The following is a 14,025-nucleotide window of genomic DNA, read 5'->3' as shown; positions in this document are numbered from 1 at the left end:
AGTTTTGTTGCCATTACATTCTGAACTCTGCACGCGGCAGGCTTTTATTATGGCGATATCACTGCCGATGATAATAGACCTTTTCCCGGTTGGGAACCTCTACAGAGCATGCATATGACCACCAGGCCGGAAAAAAGTGCGGTCTCAGGCTGCTAAAAGTTCTTTGGCGTTCGCCAGCGTGTTACGCGTGACTTCGCTGCCGCCCAGCAGACGAGCCAGCTCCTGCAGACGCGCCCGCTTATCCAGCGGCTGCATATGCGTTTCCGTCATCGCGCCGTCGGTCTCTTTGCTGACAAAGAAGTGCTGATGACCGCAGCCCGCAACCTGTGGCAGGTGCGTGACACACATAACCTGCGTCGACTCGCCCAGCTGACGCAGCATCTTGCCCACTACAGCAGCCGTCGGGCCGCTGATGCCGACATCCACTTCATCGAAAATCATGGCCGGGGTTTCCATCTTCTGCGCGGTGATCACCTGAATAGCGAGCGCAATACGCGAGAGCTCACCGCCAGAGGCGACTTTACCCAGCGGCTGCAGCGGCTGGCCGGGGTTGGTTGTCACCCGGAAATCGATGCGGCTGGCACCCTCGGCGGTGAGCTGATCGGGATTAAACTCCAGCACAATCGCAAACTGCCCGTGCGGCATCGCCAGGGTACGCATGCTTTTCGTAATGAGATCGCACAGCTCCTGAGCGGATTTTTCACGCTGATGATGCAGCGCTTCGGCGCAGGTGATAGCGGCTTTGTGATGCATTACAACATCATGCTGCAGACTTTCCTGATCGCTCTCCTGCTGCGACAGCAGCTCCGCTTCTTCCAGCAGCTGCTGATGCAGGGCCGGCAGCGCTTCAGGCGCAACGTGATGCTTGCGCGCCAGTGCAATCTGCCGCGACAGGCGCTGCTCCAGCTCGTAAAGACGGTTAGGATCAAGATCGAGACGTTCGCAGTAGTGACGCAGCTCGTCGCTGGCTTCACTCAGCTGAATCGCCGCTTCTTCCAGCAGATTAAACACGCCGCTGACTTTATCATCCAGCGAGACCAGCTCGCTGAGCATGTTGCGGGCGCTGTAAAGCAGGCTCTGCAGGTTAGTATCGTCGCCATCAGCAAGGATATGCAGCGCCTGCTGGCTGGTAGAGAGCAGCTGTCCGCTGTTGGCCAGACGCTTGTACTCTTCATCAATCTGCTCATATTCACCCGCCTGCGGGGCAAACTCGTTCAGCTCTTTCAGCTGATACTGCAGCAGCTCGCGGCGCGCTTCACGCTCCTGTGACTGCTGCTGATGCTGCGCCAGCACACGGCAGCTGTGATGCCAGCGCTGGTAGTGCTGACGCATCTCTGTCAGCAGCCCGTCATGCGCCGCGTAAGCATCCAGCAGATGCTTCTGGTGATCAGTTTTCAGCAGCAGCTGATGGGCGTGCTGACCATGGATCTGAATCAGCAGCTGGCCCAGCTCCCGCAGCTGGGAGAGGGGTACGGCCGTGCCGTTAATAAAGCCGCGTGAGCGCCCATCGGCGCTGATAACGCGGCGCAGCAGACACTCATTACCGTCATCCAGCTGATTATCAACCAGCCAGCGCTGCGCTGACGGCGAGGATTTCAGCTGAAAGCGGGCGCAGATATCAGCCCGGCTCGCCCCCTGACGCACCATATCCGCTTCCGCCCGTCCGCCAAGGCAGAGGCCCAGCGCATCAATGGCAATAGATTTACCTGCGCCGGTCTCACCGGTGATCGCTGTCATACCGCGATGAAAGTCGATCTCGAGTTCACGAACGATTGCGAAGTTACTGATGGTCAGTTGTGCCAGCATACAATCACCTGTATGGAAAAACAGATATGGTTTTTCGTACAGTATAAACTGGTTTTTTAACCAGTAAAGTAGCCAGCGCTGATTTCTAAAACAATTTTTTTGACCAGCCGAGTTTTGAGCTTAATGTATTGAAGTAGTTGTAATTTTTAGGATGAATCAGATTAAGATGGCTGCTGCTGCGCCGGATCAGCACATCTTCACCTTCCTGAATCGGCAGGGCAATCTGGCTGTCACAGCTGATCTCCAGATCGCTGCGCAGCGAGGAGAAACGCAGGCGAATGGTACTGTTGCTGTTGATAACCAGCGGGCGCGACGACAGCGTGTGCGGGAACATCGGCACCAGCACAATCGCATCAAGCGAAGGGGTAAGAATAGGTCCGCCCGCGGAGAGCGAGTAGGCGGTGGAGCCGGTAGGGGTGGAGATAATCAGGCCATCGGAACGCTGAGAAAAGGCGAAGACTTCGTCAATATAGACCTCAAACTCAATCATATGCGCTACTTTGCCAGGATGGAGCACCACTTCATTGATGGCGCTGCCAATGCGCGGTGAGCAGGTATCGCGGCAGACCTGCGCCTCAAGCAGAAAGCGACTCTCCACAAAGTAGTCGCCCTGAAGAACATCATCCAGCTGCTGCTGCGCGTTATCCGGATCGAGGTCGGTCAGGAAGCCCAGATTGCCACGGTTGATGCCAATCACTTTAATGTCATAGCGTGCCAGCACCCTGGCCGCGCCCAGCATATTGCCATCGCCGCCAACCACCACGGCCAGATCGGCCTGCTGGCCTATTTCCGCCAGCGTGCCGGTCTTTACATCGGTTAAGCTCAGCTCGCGCGCAATCTGCTGTTCGACAATCACCTCATATCCCTTATCGGTCAGCCAGCGCCAGAGCATCTCATGGGTGGTTAACGCGGTAGGATGGCGCGGATGACCCACGATTCCGATGCAGCTAAAGTGTGTGTTCATGTGGCGGGTATTCCTCATAAGCCAAAACGGCCTGGCAATGTGATGGGTTCACTTGAAACCGTCAAACTGATCCCCATAATAAGCCAACCAGCGAAATGAATGTGCAAAACGCGGAGAAATTCATGAGTAGTAAAGAACAGAACACCCCAAACGAGCAAGTCTCAGACGAAATTCAACAGGATCAACAGCCGGCGGACGCGGAGACAGCAACTGAGGTGGATCCGCGTGATGAGCGCATTGCGCAACTGGAAGCGGAGCTGACCCAGGCGCAGGGCGGCGTACGCGAAGCGCAGCTGCGTGCGCAGGCGGAGATTGAAAACATCCGTCGCCGTGCGGAAATGGACGTTGAAAAAGCGCATAAATTTGCGCTGGAAAAGTTTGCCAACGAACTGCTGCCCGTGATCGATAGCCTGGAGCGTGCGCTGGAAGTCACAGACAAAGAGAACACCGAGCTCGCTTCGATGATTGAAGGCATCGAGCTGACGCTGAAGTCGCTGCTGGGCGCCGTGCGCAAGTTTGGCGTTGAAGTGGTGGGCGACACCCACGTGCCGTTCAACCCGGATCTGCATCAGGCGATGTCGATGATGGAATCGGATGAGGTTGAGCCGAACCATGTGCTGATGGTGATGCAGCGTGGCTATACCCTGAATGGGCGCCTGCTGCGTCCGGCGATGGTGGCGGTTTCTAAAGCCAAAGCCTGAGCAGAGTAGTGCATCGCAACGGCCGCCTGACGCGGCCGTTGTTGTTTCAGGGGAGGACTGGCGTCCAGTCGATCGGCGTTTCTCCCGCCTGGCTGAGCAGTGCGTTGGTCTGCGAAAAGTGCCGGCAGCCAAAAAAGCCGCGGTGCGCTGAGAGCGGAGAAGGGTGGGGGGCTTTCAGCACGTGATGACGCTGCGCATCAATGATGCTGCCTTTCTTCTGCGCGTGCGATCCCCACAGCAGAAAAACCACGCCCTCACGGTGCGTATTGATGGCATCAATCACCGTATCAGTAAACGTCTCCCAGCCAAGCCGCGCGTGCGAATGCGCTTTTCCCGCCTCGACGGTCAGTACCGTATTCAGCAGCAGCACACCCTGGGTGGCCCAGCTCTCCAGAAAACCGTGCTGCGGCCGCTGAAAACCCTCAATATCCTGTTCCAGCTCTTTGTACATGTTAAGCAGAGAAGGCGGGATGGCTACGCCGGGCAGCACTGAAAAAGCCAGGCCGTGAGCCTGATTCGGCCCGTGATAAGGGTCCTGACCAAGGATCACCACTTTGATATCGCCCAGTTCGGTCAGTTTAAACGCATTAAACACATCTTTCTGCGGCGGATAAACGGTCACGCCCGCCGCCCGCTGCTGCGCAACCGCCTGCAGCGTCTCTTTGAAATAGGGTTTCTCTTTCTCATCTGCCAGCACGTCGTGCCAGGTCAGCTTGTCACTCATGGTTAACTCCTGCAGCTGGTTTTCCTTAGCTTAGCTGCTTCAGAGCGCGAGCAGAAGAATTAACCCCGCCGTTTCAGCTTGATGCAGGTCAAGGCACCGGCGGCGTCCCGGTGATATACCAGCCTGTCTATCTGTCAACGGCGTTCAGAGACAGAACGCCTCTTTCTGGAGATCGCTATGATTACCGGCATTCAAATTACTCAAACCCATAACCCGCTATTGCTGAACTCATTCTGGCTGCTGGATGAGGAGGCCGGACAGGCGCGCTGTCTGTGCGCCAGAGGTATCTATGAGGCGGATCAGGTTGTTGCCCTGAGTGAACTGGGCGAGATGGCCTACCGCGAAATCCCCCTGGAGCAGAAACCGCAGGTGCGCGTTGAGGGCGGACAACATCTTAACGTCAACGTACTGCAGCGGGAGACGCTGGAAGATGCGGTTAAGCATCCCGAAAAGTATCCGCAGCTGACCATTCGCGTATCCGGTTATGCCGTACGGTTTAATGCCCTGACGCCAGAGCAGCAGCGCGATGTGATCACCCGTACCTTTACAGAGAGCCTGTAACTGAAGTAGCGATGAAAAGTTGCTCATGCTGCAGGCCAGTGCGGAAGCGGTCCGGAACGCATGCGTTGATTAAAATGCGACATTTACCGGCGTTCGCGCTGACCCGCCTGTCAGTGGCCCTTAAGGCCTGCTGAACGTAAAAAAAAAGCGCCGGTTCAGGCGCTTTTTTTACTGCAGTGACGTTTTATTCCGCACCTGACTCCGGCGTAGTTGATCCGCTTGGCTTGCGGCGTTTACCCACGTTTTTGGTGTCACGATGGCGTTTTTTCACGCGCGGTTTTTCGTCTTCTTTCTCTTTCTTCTCTTTGCGTTTGGCAAGCGCCTTTTTCGACGGCTTTCCGGTGACTTTAGCACTCGGCGCACGCGACTCAGGGCGCAGCTCATCAATCACGCGTGATTTCAGCGGCTCATTGACGTAGCGGCTGATTTTACCCAGCAGAACGTGATCGTGCGCCTCAACCAGCGAGATAGCGATCCCTTTGCGTCCGGCGCGGCCGGTACGGCCAATACGGTGCAGATAGGTATCTGCCGTACGCGGCAGGTCAAAGTTGATCACGTGGGTCACGTCATCAATATCAATACCGCGCGCCGCGACGTCAGTGGCAACCAGCACGTTCACGCGACCGTCGTTGATGCGTTTAATCGCTTCATTACGGTTAGCCTGAACCATCTCCCCTTCGAGGTAGCTGCTGCGCAGGCCCGCTTCATGCATCCAGGTCACCAGCTCGTGCAGACGTTCACGCTTGCGCACAAACACAATCGCACGCTTCACTTCCGGCTGCTTTAACAGGTGCACCAGCAATTTGGTCTTGTGCTCAAGGTTATCAGCACGGTAGTACCACTGCTGAATGCGTTTGCGTTCGCTTTTGCTCGGGTCGGCTTCAATCGCGACCGGATCGTTGAGCAGGCGTTCAGCAAAATCTTTGATGTGCTCGCCTTCCAGCGTGGCAGAGAAGAGCAGCGTCTGTTTGCGCCAGCGCGTCTCACCGGCGATGGTCTCGATATCCTGGGCAAAGCCCATATCGACCATGCGGTCCGCTTCATCCAGGATCAGCGTTTCTACCGCGCGGCAGTCAAAATTCTCTTCTTTGATGTACTGCAGCAGGCGGCCGGTGGTCGCCACTACAATATCCTGGTTTTCGCTGAAGACTTCAGCGTGGTTCATATAGGCAACACCGCCGGTAATAGTGGCAATGTCGAGATGGGTGTGCTTCGCCAGCTCACGCGCCTGGTCGGCCACCTGCATCGCCAGTTCGCGTGTAGGGGTGAGGATCAGGATACGCGGCGGACCCGACTTCTTACGCGGGAAGTCCAGCAGATGCTGTAATGCGGGCAGCAGATAGGCGGCGGTTTTCCCCGTTCCGGTGGGTGCCGAACCTAACACGTCACGGCCTTCCAGCGCGGCAGGAATGGCTTCAGCCTGAATGGCCGTCGGGCGCGTGAAGCCTTTTTCCTGCAGGGCATCCAGCAGGCTTTCGTCGAGTTCGAGTTCGGAGAATGTGGTTACTGTCATGTTCTACCTCAGTTTGGGGCGCTGATTATAGACAGATCAGCCGCAATCTTCATCTGTTTGTGTTCATCAGACGCAGATGAATTCATCATGCGACCACGTTACACTCTCGCCAGATAACAATTCAATGGCCGAAAGCATGTCTCAGTACCAGCCGCCAGCACGGGCGACATTAAGAAAAGATGGGTTTACGTTTAAGCAATTTTTTGTCGCACACGATCGCTGTGCAATGAAAGTCGGCACGGATGGCGTGCTGCTGGGGGCATGGGCGCCGGTGGCTGGCGTCAGGCGTATTCTGGATATTGGCTGCGGTAGCGGGCTGATCGCCCTGATGCTGGCGCAGCGCACGCCGGAACAGGTCACGCTGGATGCGGTCGAACTTGATAGCGATGCCGCCGCGCAGGCGCAGGAAAACGTGCAGGCCTCGCCGTGGGGCGCCCGTATCACCGTGCACCAGGCGGATATCCTTAACTGGAGCAGCCGGTGTGAAAAACGCTATTCGCTGGTCGTCAGCAATCCACCTTTCTTTGTGCCCGGTATGGCCTCATCCAGCGTCGCGCGAGACACGGCGCGCAGCACCGCCACGCTCGATCACGCCGCGCTGCTGCAGTGCGCGGCACAGTTGATCGAAGAAGACGGGCTGTTTTGCGTGGTGCTGCCGGTGGAGAGCGGCGAGGCGCTGGTTCAGCTTGCCCGCGACGATGGCTGGCATCTGCGGCTGCGCTACGACGTTGCGCCTTATGCACAGCGGCCACCCAACCGGCTGGTACTGGGCTTTTCACCCGCTGCCGGTGATCTGATTCAGGAGCGGCTGGCGATCCGCAATGAAGACAAAAGCTACTCCGCTGATTGGCTGAGCCTGGTGACTGACTTCTATCTTTTCCGCTGAGTATTGGCTGTCACCGTACTGCAGCAGCGGTCGCGATCTGCCATGACGATCGCAGGTTTCATGCTATATCGTGTCGCAACTTAGCGAATTTTGCGCGCTGCCATCCGCTATGCTGAAAAGAAGAGTAATAAAGATGAAAAAGAGGCTGCCTTACGCTACTCTGCCAGCACTGATTGGCAGCGCATAAGCCATTGAAAGCGGGTGAACTGCTGCCGGCAAAACCGGTAAGTCGCAAATGGCTGCGCTGCCGGTACGAAAAAACAGGTCGTGGTGAACTTCAGGCCAGAACAGAACTCAAAGCGCATGCTTGCTCACGGGTATGAGATGTGCTGGCAGTCCACTTACGCATAAAAGAGTTTTGGGGAGACATTACCTCGGATGAGCGAGCAGTTAACGGATCAGGTTCTCGTTGAGCGGGTTCAGAAAGGAGATCAAAAGTCCTTTAACTTACTGGTAGTCCGATACCAGCATAAAGTGGCGAGCCTGGTTTCACGCTATGTCCCTTCGGGTGACGTGCCCGATGTGGTACAGGAATCATTTATCAAAGCCTATCGCGCGCTGGAGTCGTTCCGCGGGGATAGCGCTTTTTACACGTGGCTTTACCGCATTGCGGTAAACACGGCGAAAAATTATCTGGTGGCTCAGGGCCGCCGTCCGCCTTCCAGCGACGTTGATGCAATTGATGCGGAAAACTTCGAAAGTGCGGGCGCGTTGAAAGAAATATCGAACCCTGAGAACTTAATGTTGTCTGACGAACTGAAACAAATTGTTTTTCGGACAATTGAGTCACTTCCTGAAGATCTCCGGATGGCTATCACGCTCAGAGAGCTGGATGGCCTGAGCTATGAAGAGATCGCTGCCATTATGGATTGCCCGGTTGGTACTGTCCGATCGCGCATATTTCGTGCCCGGGAAGCCATTGATAACAAAGTTCAACCGCTTATCCAACGTTAGTGATAACGGCTACTGAAAGGGTACCAAGGCATGCAGAAAGAAAAACTTTCCGCTTTAATGGATGGTGAAACGTTAGACAGCGAGCTGCTGTCCTCGCTGTCAAAGGATGTCGAACTTCAGAAAAGCTGGGAGAGCTACCATCTTATTCGCGATACGCTGCGCGGCGATGTTGGCGAAGTGCTGCATTTTGATATCTCCGCCCGTGTGGCCGCAGCCATTGAAAATGAGCCGCTGCGCACTGCGGCAACGCCGCTGATCCCGGAAGCGCAGCCGGAACCGGCACGCTGGCAAAAAATGCCGTTCTGGCGTCGCGGTGGCAACTGGGTAGCGTCAGTCACGCAAATTGGCGTCGCCGCCTGCGTATCACTGGCGGTAATTGTTGGCGTGCAGCACTACAACGGCTCTTCTGCCGGTGGGGCAGCAGAATCATCGGATGCACCGGCGTTTAATACGCTGCCGATGATGGGTAAAGCGTCACCGGTAAGCCTGGGCGTACCGTCTGATGCCTTTGATACCAATAGCTCAAACCAGCAGGTTCAGGATCAGCGGCGTCGCGTCAATGCCATGCTGCAGGATTACGAACTACAGCGCCGGTTGCATGCCGATCAGGTGCAGTTTGAAAACACGGTACCGCAGCAGGCGCAGGCCACCGTTCCCGGAACCCAGTCGTTAGGAACTCAACAGCAGTAATGAAGCAGCTCTGGTGCGCCGTTAGCCTCATGGCAGGCAGCCTGCTCTGGACATCTACCGCCCCGGCACAGACTTCGTCTTCCGGGGCGTTGTTACAGCAGATGGAGCAGGCGACTCAAAATCTCAATTATGAATTCGCATATATTAATGTCTCCCGACTGGGCATTGAGTCACTGCGCTATCGGCACGCCGTGGTGGATAAGCGCGTCTTTGCACAGCTGTTGCAGATGGATGGCCCACGTCGTGAGGTGATCCAGCGCGGCAGTGACATCAGCTATTTTGAACCTGGCCTGGACCCGTTTTCACTGCCGGGTGACCATATCATTGACGCACTGCCCTCATTAATGTTCGCTAATTTTGCCCGGCTCGGTCAGGCGTATGATTTTGTGCCGGTAGGGCGATCGCGTATGGCTGACCAGATGTGCGAAGTTGTGCGTATTGTCTCCCGTGACGGTACGCGCTACAGCTATGTGGTCTGGCTGGACGTGGATACCAAACTGCCATTACGCATCGATTTGCTGGATCGTGACGGCGAAACGCTGGAGCAGTTTCGTGTTATCAGCTTTGCGGTGGATGAGGGCGTACGTAATCTGATGCAGGGACTGGAGAAGGCAAACCTGCCGCCATCGCTCTCTGTGCCGGCGGGCGACAAGGTTGAACTTAGCTGGCAGCCAGGCTGGATACCGGCGGGCATGAAGCTGATTTCACAAAGCCGTCGCGCGATACCCGCCATGAATAAAACCGTCGAATCACGTCTCTACAGCGACGGGCTGTTCAGTTTTGCCATCAATATAGCGCCTGCCGATAAAAACAGCGTGCCCCAGCAATTGCGCACGGGACGTCGTACGGTGCAGACCGTTGTGCGCGATAATCAGGAGATCACCGTGGTGGGCGAGTTACCGCCTGCAACCGCGAAACGTATCGCCAGCGCTATTGATACAGGGGCAAAAAAATGATGAGAGAGTGGGCCACGGTTGTGGCATGGCAGGACGGCATTGCCACGCTGCATTCTGAAGCGAAAACCTCCTGCAACAGCTGTTCAGCACGCAAAGGGTGCGGCAGCCATGCGCTCAACAAGCTGGGGCCGAAGAACGCACACGTCATGACGATTCCCAGCGCTGAGCCGCTTCAGCCGGGTCAGCGCATTGAATTAGGCATCCGTGAGAGCAGTCTGCTGGGCTCAGCGCTGCTGGTTTATATGACCCCGCTGTTTGGCCTGTTTGCTGTGGCTGGCGTATTCCAGATGCTGTTTCACAGCGATCTGGCTGCTGCCTGCGGGGCACTGCTTGGTGGCGTAGGGGGCTTTATCATTGCCAAAGGCGTTTCATCCCGCTATGCCGGGCGCGAAGCCTTTCAGCCGGTGATCCTTAGCGTGGCGCTTCCGCCTGATGCGCTGCGGGTCGAAGATGTCAGCTGATGCCGCCAGGGCCGCCAGATGTGCGGCCTTTTCATTTCCGCTTACCCGCTGAATTCTGTTGCAAATCCCACAGGTTCCATTCTTTAACGCACGGCGTTAACAGTGTAATATGCGACGTCATTAATGAGGCCGACAGGGTTCCGGGTAAAGATTGCTTGCCTGAATGTGTCTGTGCTCACGTTTTCAACTGATTCTCTACGTGAAGATATTCATATAAATGAAGCACATACGAAATTTCTCTATTATTGCTCACATTGACCACGGCAAATCAACGCTCTCCGATCGTCTGATTCAGATTTGTGGTGGCCTGAGCGATCGTGAGATGGCAGCGCAGGTTCTTGACTCCATGGATCTGGAGCGCGAGCGCGGCATTACGATTAAAGCGCAGAGCGTTACGCTCGATTACACAGCGCCAGACGGTGAAACTTACCAGCTCAATTTTATCGACACCCCGGGCCACGTAGACTTCTCGTATGAAGTTTCCCGCTCGCTGGCGGCCTGCGAAGGGGCGCTGCTGGTGGTCGATGCAGGACAGGGCGTTGAAGCACAGACGCTGGCGAACTGCTATACCGCCATGGAAATGGATCTGGAAGTGGTACCGGTACTGAATAAGATCGATCTGCCTGCTGCCGATCCTGAGCGCGTAGCTGAAGAGATTGAAGATATCGTGGGTATTGATGCCGTAGACGCCGTGCGCTGCTCGGCGAAAACCGGCATCGGTGTACCTGATGTGCTGGAGCGCCTGGTGCGCGATATCCCGGCGCCGGAAGGCGATCCGGATGGCCCGCTGCAGGCACTGATCATCGACTCGTGGTTTGATAACTACCTCGGCGTTGTTTCCCTGATCCGTATCAAAAACGGTACGCTGCGTAAGGGCGAGAAGGTCAAAGTCATGAGTACCGGTCAGGTATATAACGCTGACCGTCTGGGTATTTTCACACCCAAACAGGTTGACCGCACCGAACTGAAATGCGGTGAAGTTGGCTGGCTGGTGTGCGCAATCAAAGATATTCTCGGCGCGCCAGTGGGCGATACGCTGACGCTGCAGCGCAATCCGGCAGAGAAGGCGCTGCCAGGCTTTAAAAAAGTTAAACCCCAGGTCTATGCCGGTCTCTTCCCGGTAAGCTCGGATGATTATGAATCATTCCGTGACGCGCTGGGCAAGCTGAGTCTGAACGACGCCTCCCTGTTCTATGAGCCAGAGAGTTCAACCGCGCTGGGCTTTGGTTTCCGCTGCGGCTTCCTGGGTCTGCTGCACATGGAGATCATTCAGGAGCGTCTGGAGCGCGAGTATGACCTCGACCTGATCACCACAGCACCAACGGTAGTGTATGAAGTGGAAACCACCGATGGCGAAGTGGTGTATGTCGACAGTCCATCCAAGCTGCCGCCGCTGAACAACATCGAAGAGCTGCGTGAGCCGATTGCAGAGTGTCACATGCTGCTGCCACAGGAATATCTGGGTAACGTGATTACCCTGTGTGTGGAGAAGCGTGGCGTTCAGACCAATATGGTTTACCACGGCAACCAGGTTGCGCTCACCTACGAAATTCCGATGGCTGAAGTGGTGCTCGACTTCTTTGACCGCCTGAAATCGACGTCGCGCGGCTATGCGTCGCTGGACTATAACTTCAAGCGCTTCCAGGCGTCAGACATGGTGCGCGTGGACGTATTAATTAACGCAGAGCGTGTTGATGCCCTGGCGCTGATCACCCACCGCGATAACTCGCAGTACCGCGGTCGCGAGCTGGTGGAGAAGATGAAAGATCTGATCCCGCGCCAGCAGTTTGATATCGCGATTCAGGCGGCGATTGGCAACCACATCATTGCGCGTTCCACCGTGAAGCAGCTGCGTAAAAACGTCCTGGCAAAATGCTACGGCGGTGACGTCAGCCGTAAGAAAAAACTGTTGCAGAAACAGAAAGATGGTAAGAAACGCATGAAGCAGGTCGGCAACGTTGAGCTGCCGCAGGAAGCTTTCCTCGCCATTCTGCATGTCGGTAAAGACAGCAAATAAGGAACCACAATGGCTAACATGTTCGCCCTGATTCTGGTTATCGCTACGCTGCTGACCGGTATCATCTGGTGTATCGATCGCGTGAAGTGGGCACCTGAGCGTCGTGCAAAGCAGGCCGCTGCGCAGGCGCAGGCGGGTAACGCGCTCGACAGCAAAACGCTGGCGAAGGTTGCAGCACAGCCAGGCTGGATTGAAACGGCGGCATCAGTATTTCCGGTGCTGGCGGTGGTACTGATTGTACGTTCATTTATTTTTGAACCCTTTCAGATCCCCTCCGGCTCAATGATGCCCACGCTGCTGATTGGCGACTTTATTCTGGTAGAGAAGTTTGCGTATGGCATTAAAGATCCCATCACGCAAACCACGCTGATCCCGACCGGACATCCAAAACGCGGTGACGTTGCCGTGTTTAAATATCCGAAAGATCCCAGCGTTGACTACATCAAACGCGTGATTGGTCTGCCGGGCGACAAAGTGGTGTTTGATCCGTTCAGCAAAACGCTGACCATCAATCCTGGCTGCGGTAACGGCAAATGTGATACGGCGCTGCCGGTCACCTATACCAATATTGAGCCAAGCGACTTTATCCAGACCTTCAGCGGCTTTGATGGCAATGAAACCGGCAACGGCTTCTTCCGGAAACCGCAGGGTGAAACGCTGCGCGGCGGCCTGCGTCTCGGTACACGTAAAGAGACGCTGGGCGATGTGACGCACAATATCCTGCTGGTGAATGAGGCGCAGAGCCAGGCGAACATGTACTATCAGCAGCCGGGCCAGCCGCAGGCGACCTGGGTCGTGCCGCAGGGGCAATATTTCATGATGGGCGATAACCGTGACAACAGCGCCGACAGTCGCTACTGGGGCTTTGTGCCTGAGAAGAATCTGGTCGGTAAAGCGGTCGCTATCTGGATGAGCTTTGAAAAACAGGAAGGTGAATGGCCGACAGGTGTACGCCTGAGCCGTATCGGCGGCATTCACTAAATACGGGTGGCTTCCTGTCTGACAGGAAGCCACTGCACACGAAACAGAACGCGCTGCTCTCAGCCCTGTTTCGTATGCAGAGTTACAGACGCACAGAACAACTGGAATCGCATGAACCCCATTCTCATTACTAAGCTGCAGCGCAAACTGGGCTACACTTTTACTCATCCGGAACTTTTGCAGCAGGCCCTGACACACCGCAGCGCCAGCAGCAAACATAACGAACGGCTTGAATTTCTTGGCGATTCAATTCTCAGCTATGTGATTGCCAACGCGCTCTATCACCGCTTCCCGCGCGTGGACGAAGGTGATATGAGCCGCATGCGTGCCACGCTGGTGCGTGGCAATACGCTGGCAGAAATGGCGCGTGAATTTGAACTGGGTGAGTGCCTGCGTCTCGGGCCAGGCGAACTGAAAAGCGGCGGCTTCCGTCGTGAGTCGATCCTTGCGGATACGGTAGAGGCGCTGATTGGCGGCATCTTCCTCGACAGCAATATACAGACCGTTGAGAAGCTGATTCTCGACTGGTATCTGAATCGTCTGGAGCAGATCAGCCCGGGCGATAAACAGAAAGACCCTAAAACGCGCCTGCAGGAGTATCTGCAGGGTCGCCATCTGCCGCTGCCCTCCTATCTGGTGGTGCAGGTACGTGGCGAAGCGCACGATCAGGAGTTCACCATTCACTGTCAGGTGAGTGGCATGGCCGACCCGGTAGTGGGCGTAGGCTCCAGCCGCCGTAAAGCGGAACAGGCTGCCGCCGAACAGGCTTTAATCAAGCTTGGACTCGAATAAATTGTTTTACGACAGCGCC

At 55.9% G+C, this 14,025-nt stretch carries 14 protein-coding genes; 10 read left to right on the top strand and 4 right to left on the bottom strand.

Annotated features, from left to right (window positions below; all coding sequences use genetic code 11):
- Positions 1 to 144 precede the first annotated feature (144 nt).
- Both recN and nadK read right to left on the bottom strand, forming a co-directional pair.
- Positions 145 to 1,806, bottom strand: a complete 1,662-nt coding sequence (recN, locus tag SB719_RS15145; protein ID WP_314685922.1) for a DNA repair protein RecN — start codon at positions 1,804 to 1,806, stop codon at positions 145 to 147.
- An 85-nt stretch (positions 1,807 to 1,891) separates the two neighbouring features.
- Positions 1,892 to 2,770, bottom strand: coding sequence for an NAD(+) kinase (gene nadK / locus SB719_RS15140; protein ID WP_065648649.1), 879 nt, complete (start codon positions 2,768 to 2,770; stop codon positions 1,892 to 1,894).
- Positions 2,771 to 2,892: 122 nt separating this feature from the next.
- On the opposite strand from nadK, the gene grpE reads away from it, so the two are divergent.
- A complete protein-coding gene (grpE, locus tag SB719_RS15135; RefSeq protein ID WP_292969971.1) occupies positions 2,893 to 3,471 on the top strand; it encodes a nucleotide exchange factor GrpE in 579 nt (192 codons plus the stop codon).
- Between the two features lie 46 nt (positions 3,472 to 3,517).
- Here the strand turns inward: grpE and ung are convergent, their stop codons facing one another.
- Positions 3,518 to 4,195 carry a uracil-DNA glycosylase gene (gene ung, locus SB719_RS15130; RefSeq protein WP_304234022.1) on the bottom strand — a complete coding sequence of 226 codons (678 nt, stop codon included), beginning with the start codon at positions 4,193 to 4,195 and terminating at the stop codon, positions 3,518 to 3,520.
- 177 nt (positions 4,196 to 4,372) lie between these two features.
- Between ung and grcA the strand changes: the two genes are divergently transcribed.
- Positions 4,373 to 4,756: an autonomous glycyl radical cofactor GrcA gene (gene grcA / locus SB719_RS15125; protein ID WP_065648652.1), complete on the top strand. Its 384-nt coding sequence runs from the start codon at positions 4,373 to 4,375 to the stop codon at positions 4,754 to 4,756.
- A 184-nt stretch (positions 4,757 to 4,940) separates the two neighbouring features.
- Here the strand turns inward: grcA and srmB are convergent, their stop codons facing one another.
- Positions 4,941 to 6,269 carry an ATP-dependent RNA helicase SrmB gene (gene srmB, locus SB719_RS15120; protein WP_039379716.1) on the bottom strand — a complete coding sequence of 443 codons (1,329 nt, stop codon included), beginning with the start codon at positions 6,267 to 6,269 and terminating at the stop codon, positions 4,941 to 4,943.
- A 136-nt stretch (positions 6,270 to 6,405) separates the two neighbouring features.
- Here srmB and trmN point away from each other — a divergent pair, with 136 nt between their 5' ends.
- The 8 genes from trmN (at position 6,406) to rnc (ending at position 14,006) form a co-directional block, all read left to right on the top strand.
- On the top strand, positions 6,406 to 7,155 hold the full coding sequence (gene trmN / locus SB719_RS15115) for a tRNA(1)(Val) (adenine(37)-N(6))-methyltransferase TrmN (protein ID WP_412159371.1): 750 nt from the start codon (positions 6,406 to 6,408) through the stop codon (positions 7,153 to 7,155).
- A gap of 378 nt (positions 7,156 to 7,533) precedes the next feature.
- The gene (gene rpoE, locus SB719_RS15110; protein ID WP_039379714.1) at positions 7,534 to 8,109 is read left to right on the top strand and encodes an RNA polymerase sigma factor RpoE; all 576 of its coding nucleotides are present in this window, start codon (positions 7,534 to 7,536) and stop codon (positions 8,107 to 8,109) included.
- A 30-nt stretch (positions 8,110 to 8,139) separates the two neighbouring features.
- The gene (gene rseA / locus SB719_RS15105; RefSeq protein ID WP_412159370.1) at positions 8,140 to 8,799 is read left to right on the top strand and encodes an anti-sigma-E factor RseA; all 660 of its coding nucleotides are present in this window, start codon (positions 8,140 to 8,142) and stop codon (positions 8,797 to 8,799) included.
- Positions 8,799 to 9,755 (top strand): sigma-E factor regulatory protein RseB, encoded by a 957-nt coding sequence (gene rseB, locus SB719_RS15100; protein WP_412159369.1) that lies wholly within the window; start codon positions 8,799 to 8,801, stop codon positions 9,753 to 9,755. Before rseA ends, rseB begins: the two co-directional genes overlap by 1 nt.
- Positions 9,752 to 10,216 (top strand): SoxR-reducing system protein RseC, encoded by a 465-nt coding sequence (gene rseC, locus SB719_RS15095; protein ID WP_065648655.1) that lies wholly within the window; start codon positions 9,752 to 9,754, stop codon positions 10,214 to 10,216. The genes rseB and rseC overlap by 4 nt, the downstream gene beginning before the upstream one ends.
- A 217-nt stretch (positions 10,217 to 10,433) precedes the next feature.
- Positions 10,434 to 12,233, top strand: a complete 1,800-nt coding sequence (gene lepA, locus SB719_RS15090; RefSeq protein WP_065648656.1) for a translation elongation factor 4 — start codon at positions 10,434 to 10,436, stop codon at positions 12,231 to 12,233.
- Between the two features lie 9 nt (positions 12,234 to 12,242).
- Complete coding sequence (lepB, locus tag SB719_RS15085; RefSeq protein ID WP_065648657.1) at positions 12,243 to 13,214, top strand: signal peptidase I; 972 nt, start codon at positions 12,243 to 12,245, stop codon at positions 13,212 to 13,214.
- A gap of 111 nt (positions 13,215 to 13,325) precedes the next feature.
- Complete coding sequence (gene rnc, locus SB719_RS15080) at positions 13,326 to 14,006, top strand: ribonuclease III (RefSeq protein ID WP_039379698.1); 681 nt, start codon at positions 13,326 to 13,328, stop codon at positions 14,004 to 14,006.
- Positions 14,007 to 14,025: the final 19 nt, after the last annotated feature.

It is taken from the genome of Pantoea sp. SIMBA_079, assembly GCF_046940275.1.
Lineage (GTDB): Bacteria > Pseudomonadota > Gammaproteobacteria > Enterobacterales > Enterobacteriaceae > Pantoea > Pantoea borealis.
Note: the sequence above shows the minus strand (reverse complement) of the source record. Positions and strands in the feature narration are given on the sequence as shown.

Coding starts and splice junctions, on each gene's coding strand:
- rseC (WP_065648655.1), top strand. CDS start 9,752: ATGATGAGAGAGTGGGCCACGGTTGTGGCATGGCAGGACGGCATTGCC.
- recN (WP_314685922.1), bottom strand. CDS start 1,806: ATGCTGGCACAACTGACCATCAGTAACTTCGCAATCGTTCGTGAACTC.
- rpoE (WP_039379714.1), top strand. CDS start 7,534: ATGAGCGAGCAGTTAACGGATCAGGTTCTCGTTGAGCGGGTTCAGAAA.
- lepA (WP_065648656.1), top strand. CDS start 10,434: ATGAAGCACATACGAAATTTCTCTATTATTGCTCACATTGACCACGGC.
- rnc (WP_039379698.1), top strand. CDS start 13,326: ATGAACCCCATTCTCATTACTAAGCTGCAGCGCAAACTGGGCTACACT.
- lepB (WP_065648657.1), top strand. CDS start 12,243: ATGGCTAACATGTTCGCCCTGATTCTGGTTATCGCTACGCTGCTGACC.
- ung (WP_304234022.1), bottom strand. CDS start 4,195: ATGAGTGACAAGCTGACCTGGCACGACGTGCTGGCAGATGAGAAAGAG.
- grpE (WP_292969971.1), top strand. CDS start 2,893: ATGAGTAGTAAAGAACAGAACACCCCAAACGAGCAAGTCTCAGACGAA.
- grcA (WP_065648652.1), top strand. CDS start 4,373: ATGATTACCGGCATTCAAATTACTCAAACCCATAACCCGCTATTGCTG.
- srmB (WP_039379716.1), bottom strand. CDS start 6,269: ATGACAGTAACCACATTCTCCGAACTCGAACTCGACGAAAGCCTGCTG.
- rseA (WP_412159370.1), top strand. CDS start 8,140: ATGCAGAAAGAAAAACTTTCCGCTTTAATGGATGGTGAAACGTTAGAC.
- rseB (WP_412159369.1), top strand. CDS start 8,799: ATGAAGCAGCTCTGGTGCGCCGTTAGCCTCATGGCAGGCAGCCTGCTC.
- nadK (WP_065648649.1), bottom strand. CDS start 2,770: ATGAACACACACTTTAGCTGCATCGGAATCGTGGGTCATCCGCGCCAT.
- trmN (WP_412159371.1), top strand. CDS start 6,406: ATGTCTCAGTACCAGCCGCCAGCACGGGCGACATTAAGAAAAGATGGG.